This window comes from Aequorivita soesokkakensis, from assembly GCF_001641085.1.
GTDB classification, from domain to species: domain Bacteria; phylum Bacteroidota; class Bacteroidia; order Flavobacteriales; family Flavobacteriaceae; genus Aequorivita; species Aequorivita soesokkakensis.
The window spans coordinates 162,195-187,783 of record NZ_LXIE01000023.1; the positions used below are offsets into that span (position 1 = coordinate 162,195).

The following is a 25,589-nucleotide window of genomic DNA, read 5'->3' on the forward strand; positions in this document are numbered from 1 at the left end:
ACAGCGTGCAAAATTCCTTTTAAACAATAAAAACGGGAATATTTACTCTGTGCCGAACGCTGTCAACAGTAGTTCCGAACAATAAATCTTTTAAGCCTGAATGTCCATGACCGCCCAAAACTAACAAATCAAAATCAGCTGCATTCACGATTTTTGGAATTATCTTCTTTGGAGAACCAAATCCTAATTCAACCGAAACTTTAAAGCCTTTTGCATCTAATTTTTCTTTATACTTATTCAGGAATGCCTCGTCGCTCTCAGTTTCGTAATCATCAATTTCATCGCCATAAATCATTGCTCCGGGTGTTTCTACAATATGAATTAAGGTGTATTCGGCATCTTTTCCACCAAGTTGCAATGCTGCTGAAATACTCTTTTCATCCGAAGTTGAAAAATCTACAGGAATAGCAATTTTTTTATAGGAAAGCGGTTGCGCAAGCTCATCTACTTTGGCATCCAGTATATGCGGAACCATTTTTCGTTTTTCTGATTTAATATCCTTTACAGTAGTTTTGAAAGTTATGTAAATCAGTAAAACTGCCGCTCCTATTGCTGCTGGAATTACCAAAGTCCAAATGTAGATTGGGTTTTCAGCAGTAGTTAACCAGCCAGTTATTTCATCATAAACCAATTTTCCATTCAGTCCCACAATTATAATTGTGATAAACCAAGATGCGATTCTTAAAGGCCATTTAATTTCAAAACCGTTCATAAGCTTTTTGCTGCTTACAAAATGAATTAAGGGAATTATTGCAAAACCAAGTTGAAGACTCAATACTACTTGACTTAAAACAAGCAATTTTCCGGTGCCACTTTCCCCGAAATAAATAACTGTAAAAAGGGCTGGAACAATGGCGAGCATACGTGTGATTAATCTTCGGACCCAAGGCTGGATACGCAAATTTAAATGCCCTTCCATCACAATTTGCCCTGCAAGTGTTCCAGTAAGCGTACTGCTTTGTCCAGCTGCAATCAATGCTATTGCGAAAAAAGTAGGTGCCAAACTTGAGCCTAAAAGTGGTTCCAATAATGCGTGTGCATCTTGTATTTCAGCCACTTCAAACATTCCGTTTTTATGGAAAACTGCTGCGGCAAGTATTAAAATTGCAGCATTTACAAAAAAGGCAAGATTGAGTGCGATTGCAGAATCTATAAAATTGAATTTCAGAGCTTGTTTAATTCCTTTTTTAGTTCGCTCTATTTTTCGGGATTGTACTAAAGAGGAATGCAGATAAAGGTTATGTGGCATAACGGTCGCCCCAATAATACCGATAGCAATGTAAAGCGCTGTACTATCTGGAAGCGAAGGAATAAAACCAGCCATAAGTTCGCCCATATCTGGTTTTGCAAAAAACATTTCAACCACAAAAGAACCACCAATAATAAAAATTAGACCGATGATAAAAACCTCCATTTTTCGCATTCCCTTGTTCAAAAGGAAAAGAAGTAAAAAAGTATCCAATGCCGTAATAGTAACTCCCCAAACCATCGGCAACCCAAAAAGAAGATTCAATCCGATTGCCATCCCAATAACTTCGGCTAAATCGCAAGCTACAATGGCAATTTCGGCTAAAATATAAAGTACAAAATTTACAAATGGATTGTAGGCTTCTCGGGAAGCTTGTGCTAAATCCCGTCCGCGGACAACGCCCAAACGCGCACATAAACTTTGAAGCAGTAGCGCCATAATATTACTCATCAACAATACCCAAATCAGTTTATAGCCAAACTGGCTTCCGCCCGCAATATCCGTAGCCCAGTTTCCTGGATCCATATAGCCCACACTCACCAAATAAGCCGGGCCCAAAAATGCGAGGAGCCGTTTCCACGGTGATTTTTTACCAGCGGTTTCAATAGTTCCGTGGACTTCTTCCAATGATTTGTGGCTTCTTCTATCCATCGTTATTCTTGCGTTTGAACGTAAAGGTTTTCGGCTATTTTATGTGAAATGAAAAACTGTTCTCTTCCAACTTGGATTATCATTGAGCCATCAAAGAATTCCTTCCCAAGAACTGTTATCTTGGTGCCTATGCTGATTTTCTTTTTATCCAAATATTGTAAAAATTCTGGGCTGGATTCTTTTACGCCCACGCAGACGCCTTTTTGATTTTTGTCAATTTCTGAAAGCAATTTTTTCTCTGTGCGTTTTAAAACCCCGTGTTTGTCTGGAATTGGGTCGCCATGAGGATCAAATTCTGGGCTTCCTAAAAATTTGTCGAGACGTAATATTAGCTCTTCAGATTGAATATGCTCCAACTGCTCTGCTATTTCATGGACTTCATCCCAATGAAAATTTAGCTTTTCAACTAAAAAGACTTCCCACAAACGGTGTTTTCTAATAACATTTGTAGCAACCTTTTTGCCTTCCGCGGTCAATTTAACGCCTTTGTAACGTTTGTAGGTAAGCAATTTTTTTTCGCCCAGTTTTTGAACCATGTCAGTTACTGAAGAAGGTTTTGTTTCCATGCTTTCGGCAATGGCGTTGGTACTTACCTCTCCGTGAAAGTCATGTTCAAGGTGGAAAATGGCTTTTAAATAATTTTCTTCGGCTAATGTAAACATAGGTACAAAAGTAAAAATATTTTTCTATTTACCTATTTTTTATTTTTAGCCTTGACTAAAAATATATAAAAATTGAATCAATCATTGATTAAATGATAATTGAAATTCGGAAAGTAAATATTGATTTTTATTTAAAACCCGCGTTCTTTCTGAAGTTGCTCATAAGCTTCCTGCACTTTTTTGAATTTTTCCTCACCTCCTTTTTGATGGGCTTCATCCATATGCTGCAGTTTATCGGGATGGTATTTTTTTACCATGGTTCGGTACGCTGTTTTTATTTCTGGAATAGTTGCAGTTCTTTCAATTTCCAAAATTTTGTATGCACTGTCCGGATTTTTGAAAAACATTGCTTTTATGCTTTCAAAATCACGAGCGTAAACCCCTAAAAAACCTGAAATTTTGTTAATTTCATTTACTTCGGAAGTTGAAACACTTCCGTCTGCATTCGCAATACTGAACAGAAAATGAAGAATCTGCAAACGACTTTCATAACGTGTTCTTTGTTGCAAAAGAGTACAAATGTTTTGAGCCGAAATTTCGCGCTTCTTTATTACTTCATTAAAAACCTTAAAAGTGGCATTTGCACGTTCCCGCCCATAAGCTTGCACAAAATATTGACGCACGTAATCCAATTCTGTTTGGCTTACATTTCCATCGGCTTTTATAACCAAAGAAGCCAAAGAAAGTAAATTAAGCTCAAAATCTGCAGGAGTAACTTGTTGCTGTGATGTGCCGAAAGAGGTCTGAAATGTTTTACCTTTTACACTTAGGTTATCGAGGAGGCTTCCTAAAACAAAACCAACAATGGCACCGGGAAAACGATATATAAAATAACCTAGAACGGCCAATAACCAACGAAGCATAAAATTGTAATTTTTCTTTTAAGAGCCGACAAAGGTAAGTATTTAAAATACCAAATTTCAAGCACCAAATTCCAAATAAAAACTAAAATTCAATTACCAAAATCAAAAAGGGACTGTAAATAGCTTTTTTGAATTTAAGATGTTATTTGAGTTTTATGATTTGTTATTTGTGATTTTTTTTGGAATTTGGAATTTGTTATTTGGAATTTGTTATTTGGAATTTTTCCCCTTCAAAATTAGTATCTTTACAGCCACATTTTATAATAATTAAAATAAATATTTATGTACCCACCCGAACTAGTAAAACCAATGCGCGAAGACCTTACAAGAGTAGGTTTTTCCGAATTACATACAGCCAATGATGTTGAAGAAGCATTAAAAAAAGAAGGAACAACTTTAGTTGTTGTAAACTCTGTTTGTGGGTGTGCAGCTGCAAATGCTCGCCCAGGAGCGGCCATGTCAATTCAAAACGATAAAAAACCAGACCATTTGGTTACTGTTTTTGCAGGTGTTGACCGCGAAGCTGTAGATGCAGCAAGAGCCAATATGGTTCCGTTTCCACCAAGTTCTCCATCAATGGCTTTATTCAAAAATGGCGAATTGGTGCATATGTTGGAACGCCACCACATTGAGGGCCGTCCAGCACAAATGATTGCCGAAAACTTAAAAGGCGCCTATAACGAATACTGCTAAACTTTAGAGATCTGTAGTTATGAGAATGACTAAGCCATTTACTATCGTTATTGGAATTTTGGCGCTTGGCGCACTAATTGTCAACATTTATATGAACCCGAAGGTTTCACATTTATTCGGAAAGGAAATAAATGATTGGCTTTACAGAGCGTTTTGGTTATTGATCGTTGGTGTTTGTGTTTACAATTATATTTACATAGAACAAAATACACTGAAAAATAGACCAAAATCTAAATTGAAATCGAAAAATTAATTTTTCAATTTTGAAAACAAAAATTGTCGAACAGGAAAAACCGTCTTTTTAAGGGCGGTTTTCTTACTTTTGAAAGGAAATGAAGGCATTCTCTAAAATAATAAGTTATCCCTTTACGGTATTGTTTTACCTGTTTTTTGGTATTACAATTGTCATATTTCATCCCATTCAATGGATTTGTTTTAACTGGTTTGGGTACACAGCACATAAAAAAAGTGTTGATTATCTAAACTTGACATTGCTTCGCTGTTTAAATGTTTTGGGAACCACATTCCATATTGACATTAACACCAGCGTCCCGAATAATGTCCCAATAATCATTGTTTCAAACCACCAAAGTATGTGGGATATTTCGCCTATCACTTGGTATTTACGGAAATATCATCCTAAGTTTATTTCTAAAGTGGAATTAGGTAAGGGCATTCCTTCCGTTTCCTATAATTTGAGGCACGGCGGCTCTATTTTGATCGACAGAAAAAATCCACGGCAAGCCATTGTAGAAATGGTGAAGTTTTCAAAATACCTTCAGAAGTTTAAGCGAAGCGGCGTTATTTTCCCCGAGGGAACGCGCAGTAAAACAGGTGTGCCCAAGTCTTTCCGAAGAACAGGATTGCAAACGCTTTTCAAAAAAGTACCCGATGGTTATGTTATTCCCGTTACCTTTAATAATTCCTGGAAGTTACAACGTTGGGGAATGTTCCCGATGCAAATGGGCGTCCGTTTGGAAATGACCGTGCATCCCGCAATAAAAATAGCTGATTACGAAGTTGAAATGCTGATCGACAAAGTGGAAGAAATCATCATTTCAAAAATCCATAAATGATGGACTCATTTTCTTCGGAAGAAATTATTCAAAACACAATCAATTTTGTAAAAGAGGAATTGCAAAATGCCGAAGGCGGCCACGATTGGTTTCATATTGAACGGGTCTATAAAAATGCATTGCTCATTTCAGAAAGTGAAAAAGTTGATAAAACTATTATTTCACTCGGCGCATTGCTTCACGATATAGCCGATTCCAAATTTCACAATGGCGATGAAACCGTTGGCCCAAAAAAAGCGCGAAAGTTTCTAAAATCACAAAATATTTCCGAAGAAACAATCGACCATGTTGTGAAAATTATTGAAAATGTTTCCTTTAAAGGCGGAAATAAAAACCAGGAATTTCATTCAAAAGAATTGGAAGTAGTGCAGGATGCAGATAGGCTGGACGCGCTGGGAGCTATAGGAATTGCGCGCACTTTCAACTACGGAGGTTTTAAAAGCCGAAAACTTTACGATCCGGAAATTAAGCCGAATTTGAATATGACGCCTTCAGAATACAAAGTTTCGGATGCACCAACAATCAATCATTTTTACGAAAAATTACTTCTTTTAAAAGATAGAATGAATACCGAAACTGGGAGAAAAATTGCTGAAGAAAGGCACGTTTTTATGGAAACTTTTCTGAAACAGTTTTATGCGGAATGGAATGGAAAGAAATAAGCCTTCGTGCAACTCTGCGTCTCTCTGCGTCACTCTGTGTAATAGCTATTCCACAGAGATACACTGAGAAAACACAGAGATTTACAGAGAAATTTTAAAACAATTTCATCTGCGGATTTTTAAGTTGCAGAAAATGCGAAGCATCCAAAGCCTCAATTTTCCTGTCTTTTAAATACCTTTTTTTGGCTATTGTCATCGTGTTCTTAACTTGCTCGCTTATTGTCCCTTCGCCTTTCATTCGTCGTCCCCAATTGCTATCGTTGAGATTTCCGCCGTGGCATTCGGCAATTTGGTTTAAAATTCGTTCCGCTTTATCGGGAATGGTTTTGTGCGCCCAATCCTTGAAAATTTCAGCAATTTGACCGTTTAGTCGCACAATTGTATAACCAACATCGTTTGCGCCAAGTTCTGCTACTTTTTTTACCAAAGGAAGAATTTCGTGGCTATTCAAAGACGGAATAATTGGAGCCATCATTATCCGTACAGGAATTCCGTTTTCTGAAAGCGTTTCCACGGTTTTTAGCCGTTGTTTGATACTCGCAGTTCGAGGTTCCAGCAATCGGCGCGTATCTTCAGAAAGGGAAGTAATTGAAATATTCGTGGAAATAATATTCAGTTTTGCCATTTCCTTCAAAATATCGAGATCTCGAAGTATTAAAGAATTTTTGGTGATGATGCCAGTTGGGTGTTTCCATTTCAGCATAACTTCAAGGCATTTTCTGGTGATTTCAAGCTTGCGTTCCAGTGGTTGATAACAATCCGTATTTCCCGAAAAAACGATGGTATTTCCCTGCCAATTCTTCGAAGTTATTTTTTCTTCCAAAAGTTGTGGTGCATTTCTTTTAAAGAGAATATTTCTCTCAAAATCCAAACCAGCGCCGTAACCCCAATATTCGTGACTATTTCGGGCGTAGCAATAAACGCAGCCGTGTTCGCAACCTTGATACGGATTTGCAGAAAAACCCATCCCAACGTCTGGACTTTCCACTTTGTTCACAAATGTTTTTGGAAAAACTTCAATATAGTTTGTTTTGTTTTTATCTGCTTCTTCGCCTTCCACTTCACAGAAATTTAAATATTCATCCAGCACTTCGTGACTGTTTTCGAAGAAACGGTTGTGTACATTTTTCTGGGCGCCACGGCCTTTTAGAAAATCAGCGGACATAAAAAAACTTTGAAGATTGGATTTCTTCAAAGTTAATTATTATTTGGAAATAATCCTTTTATAATTGGAAATAATCCTATTTATTTATTGCTTTTTCAAATTTTTCCTTTCCGCCAACAACTGGAATTTCAAGTGTAGTTTTGTCCAAATCAACGGTTAAAATAGTTCCCGGTTCCGGCAAAAGCGTGAATTGGCTATCACTAGAAAAAATCATCAGCCCAATTTGCTGTCCTGCGGGAATTACTTGATCGTCGGGAATAAGATCAAACGATAGTTCATAAAATTTACCCGGTTTTAAAGGTTCACTTTCAGAAATGGATTTGGAATTCTGAGGGTCCGCCCAGCCTCGGGTAATTATATTATCGGTAATTTTTGCATTCTTATCTGTATTCCAAGGTAAGGAAACCATATATACGGAAAGGTTTGCCGCGGGTTTGCTGCTTGCTAATTTGATGTTCAATTTAGAAAGACCCGAAAGGTGTAAATCTTCCTTTAAAATAGGAGTTGTGAATAATAATCTATGAATGGAACTTGAAAGTTGTGCAAGTGAATCGCCAGAAAAATTATAATCATCTCTCAACATAGCTTGTAATTGAACAGTACTCTTCTTTTTTATAGCCAAAACCCCTTCATTTGGTGAGGTAGAATTTAAATGAAGCGTAACGTTTTCAGCGTCCGGATTTGGATAATCTGCGTAGGGTGTAGGGTTGTCGTTTTTATCATTTTCGCGGACAATCCATGCTTTTGGACCTTTTTCAATCCCGTTATCAATTCCGAAGAGATATTTCGTAAACCATTTATTCATCATGGTAAACGGCGGCGGACCACCGTGGCCGTATTGATGGTAATAAATTTTTACGGGCAATCCCATTTCCTCAGCAGCTTTATAAATTCGGTAACTGTGCTCGGGCATTACGTTCCAATCGTTAAAACCGTGCGACATAAACAGGGCGGCTTTCATCGGTTTCATATCATTTAAATAATCACGCCCAGCCCAAAACTCGTTGTAATCGCCGGTTTTTCTATCTATTCCATTTTTTATTTCGTCATCCCGATAGGTTTCATTGTTATGTGCACGTTTTGATTCGTCGCCACTATTTATGAAATCATAAAGTACATCAACATCTTCCCCCAAATATCCGCCGGGCGAGCGAACCAATCCGTTTGAACGGTAATAGTGGTAATAGGAAGTATTTGGTGCTATGGGAATAATTGCCTCAAGCCCTTCAACGCCCGTGGTTGCAGCAGCCAGCGGAATGGTTCCGTTATAGGAAGTTCCCGTCATCCCAACTTTTCCTGTAGTCCAATATGCTTTTACTTCTTCGTTTCCATCGGGAGTTGTGTAGCCTTTTGCGCGGCCATTTAGCCAATCGATCACCGCTTTTGGCGCGAGGGATTCATTATCGCCGCCTACGGTTGGGGAGCCTTGTGAAAGCCCCGTTCCGGGAGAGGAGGAATGCACAACAATATAACCGCGCGGCACCCAGGTTTTAATTTGGGAATTTGAAATTATGGGGCGTTCCCCAAGCCTTTTTACTGAAGGATGCACAATCTCTTTTTCTTCCGCTCCCAGTTCGTGGTGCACGTCGTGAAAGGCACCTTCCACTTCGGGAGCAACGCCCGCAAAATAGGGACTGGATTCATAAACTACGGGAAGTTTCAATCCATCCTCGGTTTGTTTTGGTCTTGTAACGTCAACGTGCATGCGGTCTGGTTTGCCGTCGCTGTCTGTGTCAAAAGTGGTTTCAACCCACAGATCAGTTCTAATCCAATCTTTTTGGTTTTCAAAAGCGGGAACAATTTGGGCTTCTCCATCTTTAAACCAAGGTTCTGCTTTTTCTTGGGCGATTAGCTGCAACGTAAAAGCGAAAATGAAGCTTAATAGAATATATTTTTTCATAACTAAAGAATTTATTTTTTCAGAAAGTAAAAGAGTTATTAAACCTTAATCAATACTATGGAATTTTTATCAGTAAAATCTGTAATCTCTATCTCTTCAGAATTAACTGTAAACCACATAGTGTTATCATCTATAGGCTTTGCTATACAGGATAAGCTGCGTTGTTCTTGGGTTGATAATACTGTAAGTATAAAATCAATTTTTATAGGTTCTGCATCTGTATTTACTTCATAGGTTAAGGATGCTTTTTCTTCCTTTAAAGTAATGAACTCTTTTCCACCTAAAATCTGGCCATCCAATTCCATAAAAGCGAAACCATCTTCAGTGAATGTTATAAAGCCAACCTCAATTTTACCCTCTCCTTTAGCCTCAGCTACCCATTTCCCTATAAAATAATTTTGATCTATTTTTTGAGCAAATGAGAATAACGGAAGTAGCATTAATACTACTAAAACATGTTTCATCTTTTATTTTAAATATTATTTCCCCGGAAAATCCGCTTTTCTCTTTTCAAGAAAAGCCTGTGTACCTTCTTTAAAATCCTCGGTGCCGAAACAGTTTCCGAACTGCTCAATCTCTACTTCAAATCCGTTTTCGCCATCTTCAAAATTTGCGTTGATAGCTCTAATTGCAGATGCAATAGCAACGGAAGAATTTCTCATTATTTTTCCAGCTATTTTTCCAGTAAATTCAATCAATTCTTCGGGAGTTGTTACATGGTTTACCAAACCGTACTGAAGCGCTTGATTGGCATCAATCATTCCGGCGGTCATTATCATTTCCATCGCGCGACCTTTTCCAACTAATTGCGGCAAACGTTGCGTGCCACCGTAACCTGGAATTACGCCCAATGAAACTTCGGGAAGCCCCATTTTTGCGTTGTCTGAAGCAATGCGGAAATGTGCCGCCATTGCCAGTTCCAATCCGCCGCCGAGGGCAAAACCGTTTACCGCTGCAATTACTGGTTTTGAAAAATTCGCTACAAAATCAAACAATAGTTCCTGTCCCTTTGCTGCCAATTTTCCACCTTCTTCAACTGAAAAATCTGCGAATTCACTAATATCTGCGCCAGCAACAAATGCTTTTTCGCCACTTCCGGTGATAATTACAACTTTCGTTTTTGACGAATCTTCGGCTTCTTCGAAGGCATCGTGCAATTCTTGAATTGTTTCACGATTCAATGCGTTCAATTTTGAAGGGCGATTAATAGTGATTGTAGTGATACCGTTTTCGGTTTCCGAAAGTATGTTTTGGTAACTCATTTTTATATATTTTTAAATGTGAGTGATGTTTGTCCACATCACAAAAAATTATTTTATAAAATCAAACCCGCAATACGGAACCAAAACTTCGGGGATTTTAATTCCATCCTCAGTTTGGTAATTTTCAAGAATTCCGGCCAAAACACGGGGTAATGCCAAAGCACTTCCGTTCAATGTGTGCGCGAGTTTGTTTTTTCCGTCAGTATCTTTAAAACGAAGTCTCAATCTATTCGCCTGAAAAGTTTCAAAATTTGAAACTGAGGAAATTTCCAACCAACGGTCCTGCGCTGTTGAAAATACTTCGAAATCATACGTCAATGCAGAAGTAAAACCCAAATCACCGCCGCAAAGACGAAGAATTCTGTACGGCAATTTCAATTCGCGAAGAATATCCTTTACGTGCTCCACCATTCCGTCCAAAGCCGTGTATGAATTATCGGGATGCTCAATGCGAACTATTTCCACTTTATCAAATTGGTGCAAACGGTTCAAGCCGCGAACGTGTGCGCCGTAGCTTCCAGCTTCACGTCGGAAACAAGGTGTATAACCCGTGCAAGTAATTGGCAAATCTGAATTGTTCAGCAAATCGCCACGGAACATATTTGTAACGGGAACTTCGGCTGTTGGAATCAAGTATAAATCGTCAATGCCAACATGGTACATTTGTCCCTCTTTGTCCGGCAATTGCCCAGTTCCGTAGCCCGAAGCCTCGTTCACCAAATGCGGAACTTGGTATTCGGTGTAACCAGCGGAAGTATTTTTATCCAAAAAGTAAGAAATCAAAGCACGTTGCAAACGCGCGCCTTTACCTTTGTAAACAGGAAAACCTGCGCCCGTTATTTTCACACCAAGTTCAAAATCGATTAAATCATATTTTTTTGCAAGTTCCCAATGTGGAAGCGCGCCTTCAACCAATTTTGGAATTTCGCCTTCTTTGTAAACCTCTTCGTTATCGTTTTCATCAGTTCCCGCTGGCACCAAATCATTTGGGATGTTTGGAAGTGTGTAAAGCAATTGCTGTAATTTTTCAGCAGCATTAACCATTTGCTCGTTCAATTGTTTTGAAGATTCCTTCAATTCAACTGTTTTTCCCTTAAGCTCGTTTGCTTTTTGGGTTTCGCCACTCTGAAAAAGTTTCCCGATTTCCTTTGAATAGGAATTGCTTTGCGCCAAAACTTCATCTAACTGTGCTTGCGAACTGCGGCGTTCTTCATCAACATTTAAAACTTCTTCCAAAACGGAAGCAGCGTCAATGCCACGTTTGGCAAGGGCTTTTATATATTTTTCTTTGTTTTCGCGAATGTCGGTTACTTGTAGCATTTTCCTAATTTATTTTGAGAAGTCAAAGTTAGGAAAATCACCTTATTCTTCAGTAGGCTTTTCATTATAATCCTCCGGCGAAGGCAAAATCCATTCACTATGTTTAAAATGGCTCCATTCCTCTGCCGCCAAATCTACATTTGGATCGATAAAGGGATGATAAATGCCATCATTCACACGAACCATGGATTCCATATAAACGGCAACGTTTTTACCTTTTTCGGCTTCAATAGTTTTAATCTTTTGGGCAAGTTGCCACATTAAATCCGGTTTGGTTTTAACGGCTCCCGCTTGCTTGTTTCCCAATAATTCACTGTAATTATAACGCGATTTTTCGCCTGTTTCCTTATCCTTTATCCAAACTGTAAGGCTTCCGTTTTTGGACCGCAGCATCATCCTCCAACTAAGCCTGTGGCCTTCTTCGGTCCAAAGCACATCATCCTTAAAGAACCAATGGCGCACCGGCAAACCAATTTGAAAAGCAAAGTAAATTCCGAAGACTGCTATTAGTGCATTTTTATAATTCGGAACAATTACTTCGCCTTTTGTATATAATTTTTTCTTCGGAAGAAAACGTTTTTGAAGTATTTCCGGCGAAAAGAAAAACAACGCAAAAGCGATTGACATATAGGGAAAAATACCAATATGGAAAATAAACGAATTGAAAAGATGAAAAAATATTGAAATGATAAAACCCAACATTCGTGTGCGTTTCCAAAGCATTAAAGGCACAATGAGCAAATCGAAAAAAAGGCCCGTATAAGCGATGCACCAATGCACCCAACTTTTTTGCAACAATTCCCCAACCAGCCAAAAATCACTTTTACTGCTCATTAACAAAGCGGGCATGGAGGCGTCGAGCCAATCTGGATACATTTTTGCCACGGAAGCGTAGGTATAAACAATCCAAACTTGGAATATCAAAACCAAAAGTACCCAACGCGGCATTGAAGGATTTTTCAATTTAGGATTTATTTTAGCATCTACTGAAAACCAACGATTGGCGGGAAGAAAGGCCATTATCCAGCACAAAAGCATCATTAAATAATAGTGATTGTTGTAGCTACTTTTCTGCAATAAATAAACGCAAGTCCACATAATGGCATAAGCAACCATACTCAAGCGATATTTGTAGCCCAACATCACAAAAATGCCGAAGATGCCCATTAATGTAAAATAAATATACAGTATGTCATTTTGAAGATATTGTAAAAAATCAAAGCCAATAAAGTTGAAGGTGAAGGGTGGCTCAATCAAAACGTCGTGTACCCATCCCGTAAAAATGGCACCAAAGGCTTCCGTAGCAATCAAAAGTCCGAAGACCGCCCTAAAAAGAACAAGCCCAATATTGTCTATTTGTTTAAATAGAAATTTATTCACGTTCCTGTAAATATTGCTTTGCGAATTTTTCGTCCTTTATAATTTCCTGTCGAAGAATTTCCACAGAATCAAAAGTTTCTTCGTCCCGAATGAATTTTAAGAATTCGATGGTGATTTCCTTTCCGTACAAATCTTTGTTGAAGTTCAGGAAATGGGTTTCAATGGTTTTTTCTTTTCCACCAACAGTTGGATTTGTGCCAATGCTTGTTATGCCGAAGATTTTTTCTGAATTGATTTGTGATTGAACAACATAAACCCCATTTTTTGGAACAAGCTTGTAGTTTTCCTTCAGTTTTAAATTTGCAGTTGGGTAATTGATGGTCCGTCCAATAGCTTTTCCCCGAACTACTTCACCGGAAATCATAAAATTATAGCCCAAATAACTGTTTGCGGTTTCAACATCGCCCGCATCCAAAGCTTTTCTAATTTTTGTAGAACTCACGGCTACGTCGTCAATTTCCTTTGCTGAAATTTCTTCAACCTCAAAATTATATGTTTTCCCGAATTCCTTTAAATCCTCAATATCGGCATTTCTATTTCTTCCAAAACGATGGTCGTAACCGATGATTATTTTTTTTGCTTTTAGGCTATTTACCAAAATATCGCGCACGTATTCCAAAGCGGTCAACCGTGAAAAAGCGTGGGTAAACGGATGGATCACCAAATGATCAAGCCCAGTTTTTTCTAGCAATTGGGTGCGTTCTTCAATGGTGTTTAAAAGTTTTATATCTGAATTTTGTTGAAGCACCATTCGCGGATGTGGAAAAAAAGTAAGCACAACAGAATCCAGGTTTTCCTTCTTTGCAGTTTCAACAACACGTTTCAAAATGGTTTTGTGGCCAATATGCACACCGTCAAAAGTGCCAATGGTCACAACACTTTGGCGTTCGTTTTTGTAGTTGGAAGCTGAGGAATATTTCTTCAAAATTATTTTCCGTTAAAGGTATTCATTGTAATGTTTATTCCTGCGAGAGCGAAAGATTCTATTATGTTGCAACTCAATTCCAGCCGTTCGGGAAGCTGTTTTTCTTCTTCACTTTCCCATTCGCCCAAAACGTAATCTACTTGTCTTCCTTTGGCAAAAGCATCGCTTATTCCAAAACGGAAGCGGTTGTAGTTGGTGGTTTGCAATGTGTTTTGAGTATCTTTCAAACCGTTGTGGCCACCATCGCTGCCTTTGGTTTTTATTCGAATTGTTCCGAAAGCCAAGTTTAAATCGTCCGTAATTACAAGTAGGTTTTCAAGTGGAATTTTTTCTTTTTCCAGCCAGTAATTTATGGCTTTTCCGCTTAAATTCATATAAGTGCTCGGCTTCAGAAAAATCAAGTTTCTTCCTTTAATTTTATGTGATGCAACATCACCCAACTTTGCTGTTTCCCACGTAAGTGAATTCTTTTCAGCATAAAAATCGACCACTTTAAAACCGATGTTGTGGCGGGTATTTGCATATTTGGGGCCAATATTGCCAAGGCCAACAATAAGAAATTTTTTCATGGGATCTGCTACTTCTAAAATGATGGAATTTTCTCTTTTTGCCGAAAATAATTTTCTAAAAGTTGAAAGTATATTCATCTTATCTCAAAATTTTATTTTTTAAAATTCCTCTCTTCACTTTTCAAAAAAATGGAATCTATTTGGAATTTGGTACTTGTAATTTGGAATTTCGGCTTTTCTTCGGTAAAAATAAAAAAAGCACCCCGAATTAACGGGATGCTTTTGGGTAATCTTCTTAAAAAGAAATTTATTCCTTTACTGCAGCAACATCATCGGTTTCTGTAGCTGGAACTTCTTCTCCTTCTGCACCTTCGGCTGTTTCAGCATCATCTTCTTCCACTTCTGCAATAGCAGTACGTGAAGTTCTAACTTGACAGATAACAGTGTTTTCTGGGTGCATAATTTTGTAATTGTCTGTTTTAAGAGACTTGGTGTACATTTTGTTGCCAATACGCATTTCGGTAATGTCAGCCTCAATAAAATCTGGAAGATTTTCTGGCAATGCTTTTACGCGAAGCTTACGGTTAACAATACGCAAAACCCCACCGTTACGAACACCACGGGAATTTCCTGTGGTACGGACAGGAATTTCCATAGTTACTTCCTTATCATCAAAAATTTGATAAAAATCGATGTGAAGAATACTGTCAGTCACTGGGTGAAATTGTATATCCTGAAGGATGGCGTTGATTTTTGTGCCACCTAAGTTGATTACAACCGTGTGTACGTCTGGAGTGTAAACCAAATGTTTAAATGCAATTTCTTCTGCTGAAAAGCTTATTGGCTCATCCCCTCCGTAAACTACGCAAGGAACCATTCCAGCATTACGTAGGGCTTTCGTTGCTTTTTTGCCCACGCTTTCTCTTTGTGATCCTTTAATTGTAATAGATTTCATTTTGTTTGAATTGTTTATTTATTAAAAAACTCCCTAAAAAGCTGTTTTTTAGGGAGTGCAAAGATAATTTTTATTTTGGATTATCAGTTTAGGAAATTTGATTTTTTCTTATGAAAAAAATTCTACATCAAAAATTTAGAACTGATAGATTTATTCGCGTTAACGCTCAACATAACATCTGCAAATAATTTTGCACAGCTTATAACCCTGATTTTATTATGCGGTTTTGTGGGAATGGAATCTGAAACAATCAATTCCAAAAGCTGTGATTTTTCAATCCTTTCATAAGCATTGCCTGAAAGAAGCGGGTGTGTACAAACTGCGCGAACACTAAGTGCGCCACGCTCCATCATCAAATCTGCAGCTGTTGTAAGCGTTCCCGCAGTATCTACCATATCATCAACCAGCACTACATTTTTCCCTTTTACATCGCCAATCAATTCCATATAGGAAATCACGTTTGCCTTTTCACGTTGTTTGTAACAAATTACCACATCGCTTTCCAAAAACTTTGAATAGGCATAGGCACGTTTTGAACCGCCCATATCTGGGGAAGCGATTGTTAGGTTTTCCAAATTTAAGCTTCTCAAATAAGGCAAAAATATTGTGGAGGCAAAAAGATGGTCCACAGGTTTTTCAAAAAATCCTTGAATTTGGTCAGCGTGTAAATCCATTGTAATGATTCTAGTTGCTCCCGCCGTTTCCAACATTTTTGCAACTAATTTTGCGGCAATGGGAACGCGAGGCTTGTCTTTTCTGTCTTGGCGCGCCCAACCAAAATAAGGAAGTACTGCTGTAATGTGTCGTGCTGAAGCTCGTTTTGCGGCATCAATCATCAACAAAAGTTCCATTAAATGGTCGCTGTTCGGAAATGTGGAGCCAATCAAAAAAACACGGCTTCCGCGGACCGATTCTTCAAAGGAAGGTTGAAATTCACCATCGCTGTAATGGGCGGTGATTACATTTCCCAATGAAATTCCGAATGCATTCGCAATATCCTGCGCGAGCGCTTCACTTTGTTTACAGGCAAAAATCTTTGGTTCCGGAACAGCGGTTGACATAATTTGTGGTTTTGGTTTATTTAGGTAGCAAAGGTAAAAATTAATAGCAAGCGATATTTAAAAAAATAGCCTCATAAAAAATTAATGAAATTATAAATATTTGTTTATTTTTGCCTCCCGTTTGCTCGAGTGGCGGAATTGGTAGACGCGCTGGATTCAAAATCCAGTTCTTTCGGGAGTGTGGGTTCGATTCCCACCTCGAGTACAAAGCAAAACCTCATCAGAAATGATGGGGTTTTTATTTTTCTAATTAATTAGAAATCTTCCCCACAATCACTATATTTGGGCAAACCTTGAAAAACCACTATCCCCAATGTCTGATTTCTGGTTGTATTTTAACCTTGGCCTCCACCACGTGCTGGACTGGAAAGCCTATGACCACATTCTATTCTTGATCGTGCTCTGCGCCGCTTATACTTTTTCTTCTTGGAAAAGATTACTGCTCTTGGTGACTATGTTCACCATTGGCCACACAATTTCATTGCTGTTGGCAAGCTATAATGTGGTAACTGTTTCAGGAAAGCTTATTGAATTTTTAATTCCTGTAACAATTTTGGTTACGGCGCTTTTTAATCTTTTCACTGCTGGGAAAGAGAAAAAAATGGAGAAAATGGGCATTTTTTATATAGTCACCATTTTCTTCGGATTAATCCATGGGTTGGGATTTGCCTCTTTTTTCACTGCACTGGACAGCGGTGGTGGAATTCTGTCATTGCTGGAATTTGCCTTAGGTATTGAAACTGCACAAATAATAGTTGTAATTATTATTTTGATAATTGCCTTCATATTCCAAACCATTTTCCGCTTTAACAAACGCGATTGGGTTTTGGTGGTTTCTTCATTGGTTATAGGTATGATTATCCCGATGCTCATCAACAATTGGATTTTTTAAAGAACTGGTTTTCGTTAGTGGGTAGAGCGCTTTGGATTTTTTTATTTGTTAATTTCTTATTTGGCCCCTCAACTCCTCAACCAATCGACTTCTCAACGCATAAACTCATTTGGCAATAACTTAACAACATTTTTTTTGGCAGTGGCGTAACTTCAAAGTAATTTCGTTGTCTATTTAAAAGTATGAAGGACAGCAAACAACGCAAGTACGATATTGCCTATCTGCGGATGGCCCAAGAATGGAGCAAATTATCTTATTGCAAGCGAAGACAGGTTGGCGCACTTATTGTGAAAGATAAAATGATTATCAGCGACGGCTATAATGGAACTCCCACTGGTTTTGAAAACATTTGCGAAGATGACGAAGGCTACACAAAATGGTATGTGCTGCATGCCGAAGCAAATGCAATTTTAAAAGTAGCATCGTCAACACAGGCGTGTCAGGGTGCAACGCTTTATATAACAATGTCGCCCTGCAAGGAATGCAGCAAATTAATTCACCAAGCTGGTATAAAAAGAATGGTTTATTACAATGAATATAAAGACAACTCCGGAATTGCTTTTCTTGAAAAAGCGGGCGTGAGCATACAGCACATTTCAGATTTGGATATAGAATAATGGGAAATCAAAAAAAATACTTGCCTTTGTGGATTGGACTGGCGCTTGCCGCAGGTGTTTTTATTGGGTCAAAACTCAATTTTGACGATAACACTGAAAAAATCTTCGCCACAAAATCAAAAAAAGATAAACTCAACAAGCTTATTGATTACATAGATTACGAATATGTAGATAACGTGAATACTGACAGTATTGTTGACGTTACCGTAAACGGAATTTTAGAAAATCTTGATCCACATTCAGTCTATATTCCTAAAAGTGAATATGCGCATAATGCGGACGATATGCGGGGTGCATTCATTGGTATTGGCGTAAGCTTCTACATTTATAAAGATACCATTGCCGTAATCAGATCCATTGAAGGCGGACCTGCCGCCCAAGCTGGAATTAAAGGCGGAGACAGAATATTATATGCAGACGGGAAAAAGCTTTTTGGCGAACTGGTGCAGCGCGACAGCATTTCCAATTATTTAAAAGGTGAAATAAACAGCAAAGTAGCATTAGATGTTTACCGCCCGAGCGAAAAGAAAGTTCTTGAAATAAAAGTGAGAAGAAAGCAAGTGCCACTTGTGAGTGTAGATGCTTCCTATAAATTGGATGACGATTTGGGATATATAAAGCTGAACCGTTTTTCTGAAACCACTTTTAAAGAATTTGAAAACGCACTTGACAATCTAAAAGACCAAGGCATAAAAAAATTGGTTTTAGACCTTCGTGACAATCCTGGTGGGTATATCTCAACAGCCGAAAGGGTAGTTGATGAGTTTTTGGAAAAAGATAAGTTGGTTTTGATCACAAAAAACAAAAGCGGTGACATCAACAAAAGTTATGCAACGCGCCGAGGCGATTTTGAACATGGCAAATTGTATGTTTTGATTAATGAAAATTCAGCATCTGCCAGTGAAATTGTTGCGGGAGCGCTTCAAGATAATGACAAAGGAACCATAATCGGGCGCCGTTCTTTCGGAAAAGGATTGGTGCAGCGCGAAATGTCTCTTGGCGATGGCAGTGCCGTACGCCTCACAATTGCCCGATATTACACCCCAACAGGTCGCTCCATTCAAAGGCCTTATGGGAATGGGAATGATACCTATTACAGCGATTACGAAAAACGGTACCGCAACGGCGAACTGATACACGCAGACAGCATCAAAGTTGCAGATTCCCTAAAATATGTTACCCCAAAAGGGAAAATTGTTTACGGTGGCGGTGGAATTATCCCCGATGTTTTTGTGCCGAAAGACACAAGTGTGGAAAATGAAACGCTTCAATATGTATCCAGAAGCGGGTTTATGAGTTATTTCATTTTTGAATATCTCGAAAAAAACAGATCGCTTTTTAAGGGAATTAAATTCAACGATTTTAGAAAGAATTTTAAAGTGGACGATAATCTTTCCAAAGAATTTATAGAATATGCAAAATTCAACGAAGCGCAAATAAATCTTTCAAACTATACCGAAGAATTGAAAAGAACCTTGAAAGCAAACATTGCCCAGCAACTTTTTGGGCCTAACGAATACGAAATAATCCTAAATGAAACCGATCCAATGCTACTAAAGGTTTTGGAGCTGGAAGCCAATAACCATTTAGACAAATAATAGGAATTTACCTTTTTGTTTTTGCGGCAATTTTCTTAGAAATAAGCAAAATGCCGAGCATCAAAATTGCACATAATCCCGCCAAAATACCAATAACTGCTACCGAGCTGTCTTTTCCCAGCAAATGGTCAAAATCCAATTTGGTCAAATTGAAAACAACCAATCCCAAGGAGAGTGCCATCAAAATGTAGATAAAAATTTTCATGCGTTCTAATTAAAAAGTTCTTGAATATTTGAAGTAAAAAGCTTCACTGCAATCGCCAACAAAATTACACCAAATATTTTTTGGATAACAGCAATTCCGTTCTTTCCCAAAAAGCGTTGCAATCTTCCCGAAGTCTTTAATACTGCATAAATAATCACGATATTCACCAGTATAGCCACAATAATGTTTTGTATTGCATATTCCGCCCTTAGTGAAAGCAAGGTTGTTAAACTTCCCGGCCCGGCCAAGAGCGGAAACGCCAATGGAAAAATGGTAGCCAAATCTGGGCTAGTATCCGTTTCTTTAAATAGTGTAACACCAAGAATCATTTCCAACGCGATAAAGAAAAGTATCAACGCACCTGCAACGGCAAATTCATTTACGTTTACGCCAATAAGTTTTAAAATACTTTCGCCCAAAAAAAGAAAAACAATCATCACTATGGCTGCAATTATGGAAGCTTTTCCAGAATTGATATGGCCGGCCTTTTCGCGAAGCCCAATAATAATAGGAATGTTGCCGATTATATCAATAACCGCAAAAAGCACCATCGTGGCCGTAACGATTTCCTTAAAATTTAAAACCATAGCTTCTCATTAAGGATGCAAAAATATGTTTAATGTTGCATTCTATAGAAGAATTCCGAAGGAAGTTTTATTTGTAAAACCATCGCCCTCTTTTTATTTGGAATTTGGTGCTTGTACGTTGGAATTTCATAGTTTTGCAGCATGTTTCAATTGGGTAAAACTATAGTTTCCGAAGATTTAATCGAAAAAGATTTTGTGTGCAACCTCAACGCATGCAAGGGTGCATGCTGTATTGAAGGTGAGGCGGGAGCCCCTATAACCGAAGAGGAAGTGGAGATTTTAAAAGAAATCTACCCAAAAGTGAAACCCTTTCTTAGACCTGAAGGAATAGTGGCAATTGAAAAACAGGGCACTTACATTAAGACGGATCTTGACGAATTGGAAACCCCACTTGTTGACGGAAAGGAATGTGCCTACGTTACTTTTACTGACAGAGGTATAGCCAGTTGTGGTATTGAAGACGCATTCAATGCGGGCGCGATTGATTTCAGAAAACCTATATCTTGCCATTTATATCCTGTTCGCGTGCAGGATTACAGTGAATTTGCTGCAGTAAATTACCACCGTTGGCCCATTTGTGACGATGCCTGTACTTTAGGAAAAGAACTAAAAGTGCCGGTTTATAAATTTGTGAAAACTGCCCTTATTCGCAAATTTGGTGAAAACTGGTATGCCGAGCTTGAAAAAGTAGCCTCGGAAATGTAATGCTTCATCATATCTTCTTTTAATTTTCAGGTATAATTTTTTGATATTGACTATATTAGTGTTCAATATTCAACAAACTAAATTTTTAAATTATGAAAAAGTATGTATTGGCCTTATTTGTTTTTTCGGCTTTGGTAAGCTGTAAAGACAATCCCGTGAGTAAAAAAATAAAGGAAACAAAAGACGCCGTTTCAAATTCAACAAATGCGGTGCAGGAAATGAACAAAATGCAGGACGATATAAAGGAACTGCAAGAAACCACACCACTCACCAACGAAGAATTAAAGTCTTGGCTGCCCGAGGAAGTTGAAGGTATGAAGCGTATAAGCTATAAAGCTGGCCAAGCGGGAATGATGAATATCTCTTCTATTGAAGCTTCTTATGCAAACGAAGACAAGTCAAAAAGATTTACAATTAATATTATTGATGGCGCAGGACAAGTGGGCGCAGCAGCTACGGCTGGTTTGAGAATGGTAATGTCACAGGATTTTGAGGAAGAAGATGAGAACGGCTCCCGCAAGACAGTTACCAAGAACGGGAAAAAAGCTATTGAGGAATATCGATCCGGTAATAATAACAGTAAAATCCAGCTAATGGAAGGAAACCGTTTCTATCTTGAAGCCAACGGAAAAAACATGGATCTTGATGAAACTTGGGATGCAATTGATGAATTAGATTTGGAAAAGTTAGGATAAACACTCCTTTAAAATTATCTTTTAAAGCCCAAAACGCCAGTGTTTTCGGCTTTTTTCATTTGTGTTACATATGTTATAGATTTTGATACAATGCTTATATCACTTCGCGAATACGTGCCTTAAGTTTGCCTTAGATTATTAACTCACTTATTAGCAAAACTCCTCCAATTATAAAGTGAAATAAACAAGTATTAATTAAAAACATGTAATCATGAAAAACGTAATTACCTTTTTAATGTGCTCACTTTGTATAATCACAGGGATTGCACAATCAGATTTAAGCGGGAACACAACTATTGTTCCTGAAAGAACACCCGAACTTGAAGCCTTGTACCAAGAGGCAAAAGCTCTTGAACAGAACGGAACCGCGGCAGAAATTAACGCAAACCGACTTGCCATCAAAAACGCTTGGCAAGACATTGACCCTAATGTAGCTACGCTCTACAAACCTATTGTTACCAATAAATTGCCGGAAACGGTTGAAAACCTTCCCATAAATGGAGTCTATACTCCTTCTGAAATATTGGTGCGAGACGGAGCGCCAGATTATCCGGAAGATTGGGATACAGACCGACTTTTAAGAGATGATTATATTGATGCCGTAGATATGGATGTTACCCTTGATGGTGATATTTATATTGGAGTGTATGAAAACATCATTGACTTTGGAGGAACATTTGATTCTATCTTTTTATACAGATCAGTAGATGCAGGTGTTACATTTCAAGAATGGCAGAAAGTTGGAGTAACCGCACCGATGCGCAAAATGCAAATAATGTCCATGGATGGGGATGGCGACGATTATTTACTTGCTTATCTAGTAACCGATTCAGAAAATTTTCAGGCTTGGCGTTGGAATATGGCTACAGGTGCTTTTGATGCCCAAGTTATAGCTTCCAGTGTTACAGATTTTGGTGTGGATCGTAATTATCCTGTGAGTACCGCTTCACAGCGCAGTTTTGCAACCTATGAAAAAACAACTAGTTGTACCGAAGTACATTCTGCCAGAAGCACCTCAGGCAGTTATGGTTTTGATTGGATTGATGAAGTAACCCTAGGCCTTTGCGGTCAGCAAGTTGAATTTACCTATGGATTAAATGGTGGATGTTATACAACGTTTACTGGAGCATCTTCGGGAAGCTTATACGCAGCAGCAAATTCAAATTATAATGATCCTGCATCGTGGAGTTCCAACGAAACTGTTGCGCCTGGAGCATCAACAGAATCATTAAACCCTACAATTAGGGCTGCACGTAAAGATTTTGCAACTGACGAGGTATTGATAATTACATCTTCCCGCACTGCTGGAAGCTCAGATTCCTATATTGGCCAAGGGTATCGAAGAGAAAGTGGCGCTGCCTTCGCACCAATATCATATATAGGTGCAGGTTCAGATGCCAACATTGCACATATTGATACATGGATGCGAAAAATAAACAATAATGAGGTTATCGAAACAGCTTACGTTCGCGATGATATTGATGATTCGGAAAATGACCTAAACCGTTCTTTTCAATATGATGGTACTGGATTTGGTCCTTTTGAAGGAGTGGGTGACACAGGACTGAATGTATTCGATGGTTTTGCTTCAGCTATTGCTGAAACAAATGATGAGTTGCCTTGTATGGCTTTTGCAGGAACCAGTGGCGGGGGCTCTTTTGGCTATGGATTGTATTTTGATGCCAAGGCAGTAATCCTTGGAAACCAAGAAAACAGCTTTGAAGGCTTCACTTTTTATCCAAATCCAACCCGTGAAACCTTAAACCTTTCAGCAAATAATACAATTGAGAATGTTGCAATTTATTCATTGCTGGGCCAAAAAGTTATGGAAACTTCCATCAACCAAAATAAAGGCTCAATAAATGTTGCGAGCCTTTCTCCGGGGGTTTATCTATTGAAATTAGCCGTAAATGGCCAATCGGCCACATACAAATTCATTAAACAATAAGAGGAGATTGTTTGATGTTGAAAAGAGGGGAGTTGCTTTAAAGCGGCTCCCTTTTTTTATTAAAAAATTTAGTGATAAAACATATTGAAAAGTAAAAATTGCGGCTTTGTTTTTGATAAATTTCTATAAAAACCAATAGCAGTCACGTCATTTGTTTATATTTACGGCATGCGCAATTTTCTTTTCATTTTATTCTTTTTTGTAGTTACTGCGGGCTTTTCGCAAAGCGATGCTTTGGCCAAAAACTATTTTGAACAGGGCCAGTTTGAAAAAGCCTTGCGCATTTATGAAAAACTGAGTAAAGAAAGTCCATATAGACTGGATTACTTCTTAGGAATGGTGGAAAGCAACCAACAACTTGAAAATTTCACCGAAGCCGAAACGCTTTTAAAAAATAAATTGGCAGATGGGCGCAATTTCCCCCAACTTTATGTGGAACTGGGCTATAATTATTCACTTCAAAACCAAACGGAACTCGCCACCACCAATTTCAATAAAGCCATATCGGCAATTGATGTAAATCCAAATTTTGCATACAATATTGGCAATACTTTTGAAAAATACAGCCTCTTAGACGAAGCCGTAATAGCTTATGAAAAAGCAATGGCACTCAGCGATAAAATAGATTTTAACATGCAACTTGCGCAGATTTACGGCGAGCAAGGAAAATTGGAGAAAATGTTTGACAGCTACCTCGGGCTGGTAGAAAAAAATGTTGCTTTCAAGGGCACGGCACAGCGTTATTTCAGTCTTTACACTACTGAAGATCCAAACAATGAAGCCAATTTACTTCTTAAAAAAACCTTGTTGCAACGTTCCCAGCAAAATCCGGATGTGCTTTATAACGAATTGCTGAGTTGGTTATTTATTCAGCAAAAGGAATACAAAAAAGCATTTACACAGGAAAAAGCAATCTACAAGCGAATTGGCGAAGATCTTGGTGGTATAACGGACCTGGCCTATATTGCTATTGCTGATGAAGATTACGAAACAGGAAGGGAAATAGTAAATTACATTATTGAAAATTCCTTTACACCACAAAACAAACTGCAGGGCAATCAAATTTTGATGAAGACGGAGGTGAAAACTGCCAAACCTAAAGAATATACTGAAGTTGAAAAAAAGTTTGAAAAGCTGCTCGATGAGTTTGGCCGAAACCGTGAAACATATTTGCTTCAGATTGACTACAACCACTTTTTGGCTTTTCAAAACAACAAAAAAGAACTGGCTATTGAAAACCTGAAAACATTAGCAAAAAAAGATTTAACCGTCTATCAAGAGGCTCGGGTAAAAATGGAGCTGGCAGATATTTTGGTTTTTGATGAAAAATTCAACGAAGCTTTAATTTATTATTCCCAAATACAGAAAAAAGTGCAGAGCGATGTACTTGCGCAGGAAGCCCGTTTTAAAGTGGCACGCACCAGCTATTTTAAAGGCGATTTTGAATGGGCACAGGTGCAACTTGACGTACTTAAAAAATCTACTTCACAACTGATGGCGAATGATGCCATGCAGCTCAGTTTGCTTATTCGCGATAATTCCTTGGAAGATTCCACCCAAACTGCTTTAAAGAAATATGCGCGTGCTGATCTTTTGGAATTTCAGGACAAACACGCAGATGCTATCGTTATTTTAGAAGATATTTTAACCAATAACAAAGGCGAAAAGATAGAGGATGAAGCTCTTTTAAAGCAAGGAGAGATTTATGAAAAGAAAGGTGAATACGAAAAAGCCGAAGCCAATTACCTTAAAATAATAGAGTTTTACAACGAAGATATTTTAGCCGACGACGCCCATTACCGCTTGGCAAAAATTTACGAAGAAAAGCTAAACCAGCCCGATAAAGCAAAGTCACAATACGAAGCGATCATTTTCAACTTTGCGGACAGTATTTATTTTGTGGATGCACGGAAAAAGTATCGTGCTTTGCGGGGGGATGCTATAAATTAAAAAAAAGCACCAAACCTAAGAAGCACCAAATTTCAAATACCAAATTCCAAATCGGAATA

26 protein-coding genes and 1 tRNA gene are annotated in these 25,589 nt (G+C 38.2%); 12 read left to right on the top strand and 15 right to left on the bottom strand.

Features of this window, described 5'->3' with window-relative positions:
* Window positions 1–19: 19 nt before the first annotated feature.
* The 3 genes from A7A78_RS09340 to A7A78_RS09350 form a co-directional block, all read right to left on the bottom strand.
* Window positions 20–1,900 (bottom strand): Nramp family divalent metal transporter, encoded by a 1,881-nt coding sequence (locus tag A7A78_RS09340; protein WP_068762187.1) that lies wholly within the window; start codon window positions 1,898–1,900, stop codon window positions 20–22.
* 2 nt (window positions 1,901–1,902) lie between these two features.
* A complete protein-coding gene (locus tag A7A78_RS09345) occupies window positions 1,903–2,562 on the bottom strand; it encodes a metal-dependent transcriptional regulator (protein WP_068762188.1) in 660 nt (219 codons plus the stop codon).
* 131 nt (window positions 2,563–2,693) lie between these two features.
* Window positions 2,694–3,425, bottom strand: coding sequence for a TerB family tellurite resistance protein (locus A7A78_RS09350; protein ID WP_068762189.1), 732 nt, complete (start codon window positions 3,423–3,425; stop codon window positions 2,694–2,696).
* Between the two features lie 282 nt (window positions 3,426–3,707).
* On the opposite strand from A7A78_RS09350, the gene A7A78_RS09355 reads away from it, so the two are divergent.
* From A7A78_RS09355 to A7A78_RS09370, 4 genes are all read left to right on the top strand, one after another.
* On the top strand, window positions 3,708–4,118 hold the full coding sequence (locus A7A78_RS09355; protein WP_068762190.1) for a BrxA/BrxB family bacilliredoxin: 411 nt from the start codon (window positions 3,708–3,710) through the stop codon (window positions 4,116–4,118).
* A gap of 25 nt (window positions 4,119–4,143) precedes the next feature.
* The gene (locus A7A78_RS09360) at window positions 4,144–4,371 is read left to right on the top strand and encodes a hypothetical protein (protein WP_068762191.1); all 228 of its coding nucleotides are present in this window, start codon (window positions 4,144–4,146) and stop codon (window positions 4,369–4,371) included.
* A gap of 79 nt (window positions 4,372–4,450) precedes the next feature.
* Window positions 4,451–5,194 (top strand): lysophospholipid acyltransferase family protein, encoded by a 744-nt coding sequence (locus A7A78_RS09365; protein ID WP_068762192.1) that lies wholly within the window; start codon window positions 4,451–4,453, stop codon window positions 5,192–5,194.
* Complete coding sequence (locus A7A78_RS09370) at window positions 5,194–5,856, top strand: HD domain-containing protein (protein ID WP_068762278.1); 663 nt, start codon at window positions 5,194–5,196, stop codon at window positions 5,854–5,856. The genes A7A78_RS09365 and A7A78_RS09370 overlap by 1 nt, the downstream gene beginning before the upstream one ends.
* Window positions 5,857–5,950: 94 nt before the next feature.
* On the opposite strand, the gene A7A78_RS09375 is transcribed toward A7A78_RS09370, so the two are convergent.
* The 10 genes from A7A78_RS09375 to A7A78_RS09420 form a co-directional block, all read right to left on the bottom strand.
* A complete protein-coding gene (locus tag A7A78_RS09375) occupies window positions 5,951–7,021 on the bottom strand; it encodes a PA0069 family radical SAM protein (protein WP_068762193.1) in 1,071 nt (356 codons plus the stop codon).
* A 76-nt stretch (window positions 7,022–7,097) separates the two neighbouring features.
* A complete protein-coding gene (locus tag A7A78_RS09380; RefSeq protein ID WP_068762194.1) occupies window positions 7,098–8,921 on the bottom strand; it encodes a Xaa-Pro dipeptidyl-peptidase in 1,824 nt (607 codons plus the stop codon).
* 38 nt (window positions 8,922–8,959) lie between these two features.
* Window positions 8,960–9,385, bottom strand: coding sequence for a hypothetical protein (locus tag A7A78_RS09385; protein ID WP_068762195.1), 426 nt, complete (start codon window positions 9,383–9,385; stop codon window positions 8,960–8,962).
* A 15-nt stretch (window positions 9,386–9,400) separates the two neighbouring features.
* Window positions 9,401–10,183 carry an enoyl-CoA hydratase/isomerase family protein gene (locus A7A78_RS09390; RefSeq protein WP_068762196.1) on the bottom strand — a complete coding sequence of 261 codons (783 nt, stop codon included), beginning with the start codon at window positions 10,181–10,183 and terminating at the stop codon, window positions 9,401–9,403.
* 48 nt (window positions 10,184–10,231) lie between these two features.
* Complete coding sequence (gene serS / locus A7A78_RS09395; protein WP_068762197.1) at window positions 10,232–11,503, bottom strand: serine--tRNA ligase; 1,272 nt, start codon at window positions 11,501–11,503, stop codon at window positions 10,232–10,234.
* A 42-nt stretch (window positions 11,504–11,545) separates the two neighbouring features.
* The gene (locus A7A78_RS09400) at window positions 11,546–12,883 is read right to left on the bottom strand and encodes an HTTM domain-containing protein (protein WP_068762198.1); all 1,338 of its coding nucleotides are present in this window, start codon (window positions 12,881–12,883) and stop codon (window positions 11,546–11,548) included.
* Window positions 12,876–13,808 carry a bifunctional riboflavin kinase/FAD synthetase gene (locus tag A7A78_RS09405; RefSeq protein ID WP_068762199.1) on the bottom strand — a complete coding sequence of 311 codons (933 nt, stop codon included), beginning with the start codon at window positions 13,806–13,808 and terminating at the stop codon, window positions 12,876–12,878. Before A7A78_RS09405 ends, A7A78_RS09400 begins: the two co-directional genes overlap by 8 nt.
* Window positions 13,809–13,810: 2 nt before the next feature.
* A complete protein-coding gene (pth, locus tag A7A78_RS09410) occupies window positions 13,811–14,455 on the bottom strand; it encodes an aminoacyl-tRNA hydrolase (protein WP_068762200.1) in 645 nt (214 codons plus the stop codon).
* A 169-nt stretch (window positions 14,456–14,624) separates the two neighbouring features.
* Window positions 14,625–15,272, bottom strand: coding sequence for a 50S ribosomal protein L25/general stress protein Ctc (locus tag A7A78_RS09415; protein WP_068762201.1), 648 nt, complete (start codon window positions 15,270–15,272; stop codon window positions 14,625–14,627).
* Window positions 15,273–15,394: 122 nt separating this feature from the next.
* The gene (locus A7A78_RS09420) at window positions 15,395–16,333 is read right to left on the bottom strand and encodes a ribose-phosphate pyrophosphokinase (RefSeq protein WP_068762202.1); all 939 of its coding nucleotides are present in this window, start codon (window positions 16,331–16,333) and stop codon (window positions 15,395–15,397) included.
* Window positions 16,334–16,456: 123 nt separating this feature from the next.
* Between A7A78_RS09420 and A7A78_RS09425 the strand changes: the two genes are divergently transcribed.
* The 4 genes from A7A78_RS09425 to A7A78_RS09440 all read left to right on the top strand — a co-directional run bounded on the left by A7A78_RS09425 (window position 16,457) and on the right by A7A78_RS09440 (window position 19,440).
* Window positions 16,457–16,538: transfer RNA gene (locus tag A7A78_RS09425), tRNA-Leu, on the top strand.
* A gap of 108 nt (window positions 16,539–16,646) precedes the next feature.
* A complete protein-coding gene (locus tag A7A78_RS09430) occupies window positions 16,647–17,225 on the top strand; it encodes a HupE/UreJ family protein (protein WP_068762203.1) in 579 nt (192 codons plus the stop codon).
* Window positions 17,226–17,407: 182 nt separating this feature from the next.
* Window positions 17,408–17,842: a deoxycytidylate deaminase gene (locus A7A78_RS09435; RefSeq protein WP_068762204.1), complete on the top strand. Its 435-nt coding sequence runs from the start codon at window positions 17,408–17,410 to the stop codon at window positions 17,840–17,842.
* Window positions 17,842–19,440, top strand: coding sequence for a S41 family peptidase (locus A7A78_RS09440; protein WP_068762205.1), 1,599 nt, complete (start codon window positions 17,842–17,844; stop codon window positions 19,438–19,440). The genes A7A78_RS09435 and A7A78_RS09440 overlap by 1 nt, the downstream gene beginning before the upstream one ends.
* A 7-nt stretch (window positions 19,441–19,447) precedes the next feature.
* On the opposite strand, the gene A7A78_RS09445 is transcribed toward A7A78_RS09440, so the two are convergent.
* Both A7A78_RS09445 and A7A78_RS09450 read right to left on the bottom strand, forming a co-directional pair.
* Window positions 19,448–19,645 carry a hypothetical protein gene (locus A7A78_RS09445; protein ID WP_068762206.1) on the bottom strand — a complete coding sequence of 66 codons (198 nt, stop codon included), beginning with the start codon at window positions 19,643–19,645 and terminating at the stop codon, window positions 19,448–19,450.
* Window positions 19,646–19,650: 5 nt separating this feature from the next.
* Window positions 19,651–20,232: a MarC family protein gene (locus A7A78_RS09450; protein ID WP_068762207.1), complete on the bottom strand. Its 582-nt coding sequence runs from the start codon at window positions 20,230–20,232 to the stop codon at window positions 19,651–19,653.
* A gap of 141 nt (window positions 20,233–20,373) precedes the next feature.
* Between A7A78_RS09450 and A7A78_RS09455 the strand changes: the two genes are divergently transcribed.
* The 4 genes from A7A78_RS09455 (at window position 20,374) to A7A78_RS09470 (ending at window position 25,530) form a co-directional block, all read left to right on the top strand.
* Window positions 20,374–20,937, top strand: coding sequence for a DUF3109 family protein (locus tag A7A78_RS09455; protein ID WP_068762208.1), 564 nt, complete (start codon window positions 20,374–20,376; stop codon window positions 20,935–20,937).
* A gap of 92 nt (window positions 20,938–21,029) precedes the next feature.
* The gene (locus tag A7A78_RS09460; protein WP_068762209.1) at window positions 21,030–21,632 is read left to right on the top strand and encodes a hypothetical protein; all 603 of its coding nucleotides are present in this window, start codon (window positions 21,030–21,032) and stop codon (window positions 21,630–21,632) included.
* A gap of 211 nt (window positions 21,633–21,843) precedes the next feature.
* Complete coding sequence (locus tag A7A78_RS09465) at window positions 21,844–23,580, top strand: T9SS type A sorting domain-containing protein (protein ID WP_068762210.1); 1,737 nt, start codon at window positions 21,844–21,846, stop codon at window positions 23,578–23,580.
* 168 nt (window positions 23,581–23,748) lie between these two features.
* Window positions 23,749–25,530, top strand: coding sequence for a tetratricopeptide repeat protein (locus A7A78_RS09470; protein ID WP_068762211.1), 1,782 nt, complete (start codon window positions 23,749–23,751; stop codon window positions 25,528–25,530).
* Window positions 25,531–25,589 lie beyond the last annotated feature (59 nt).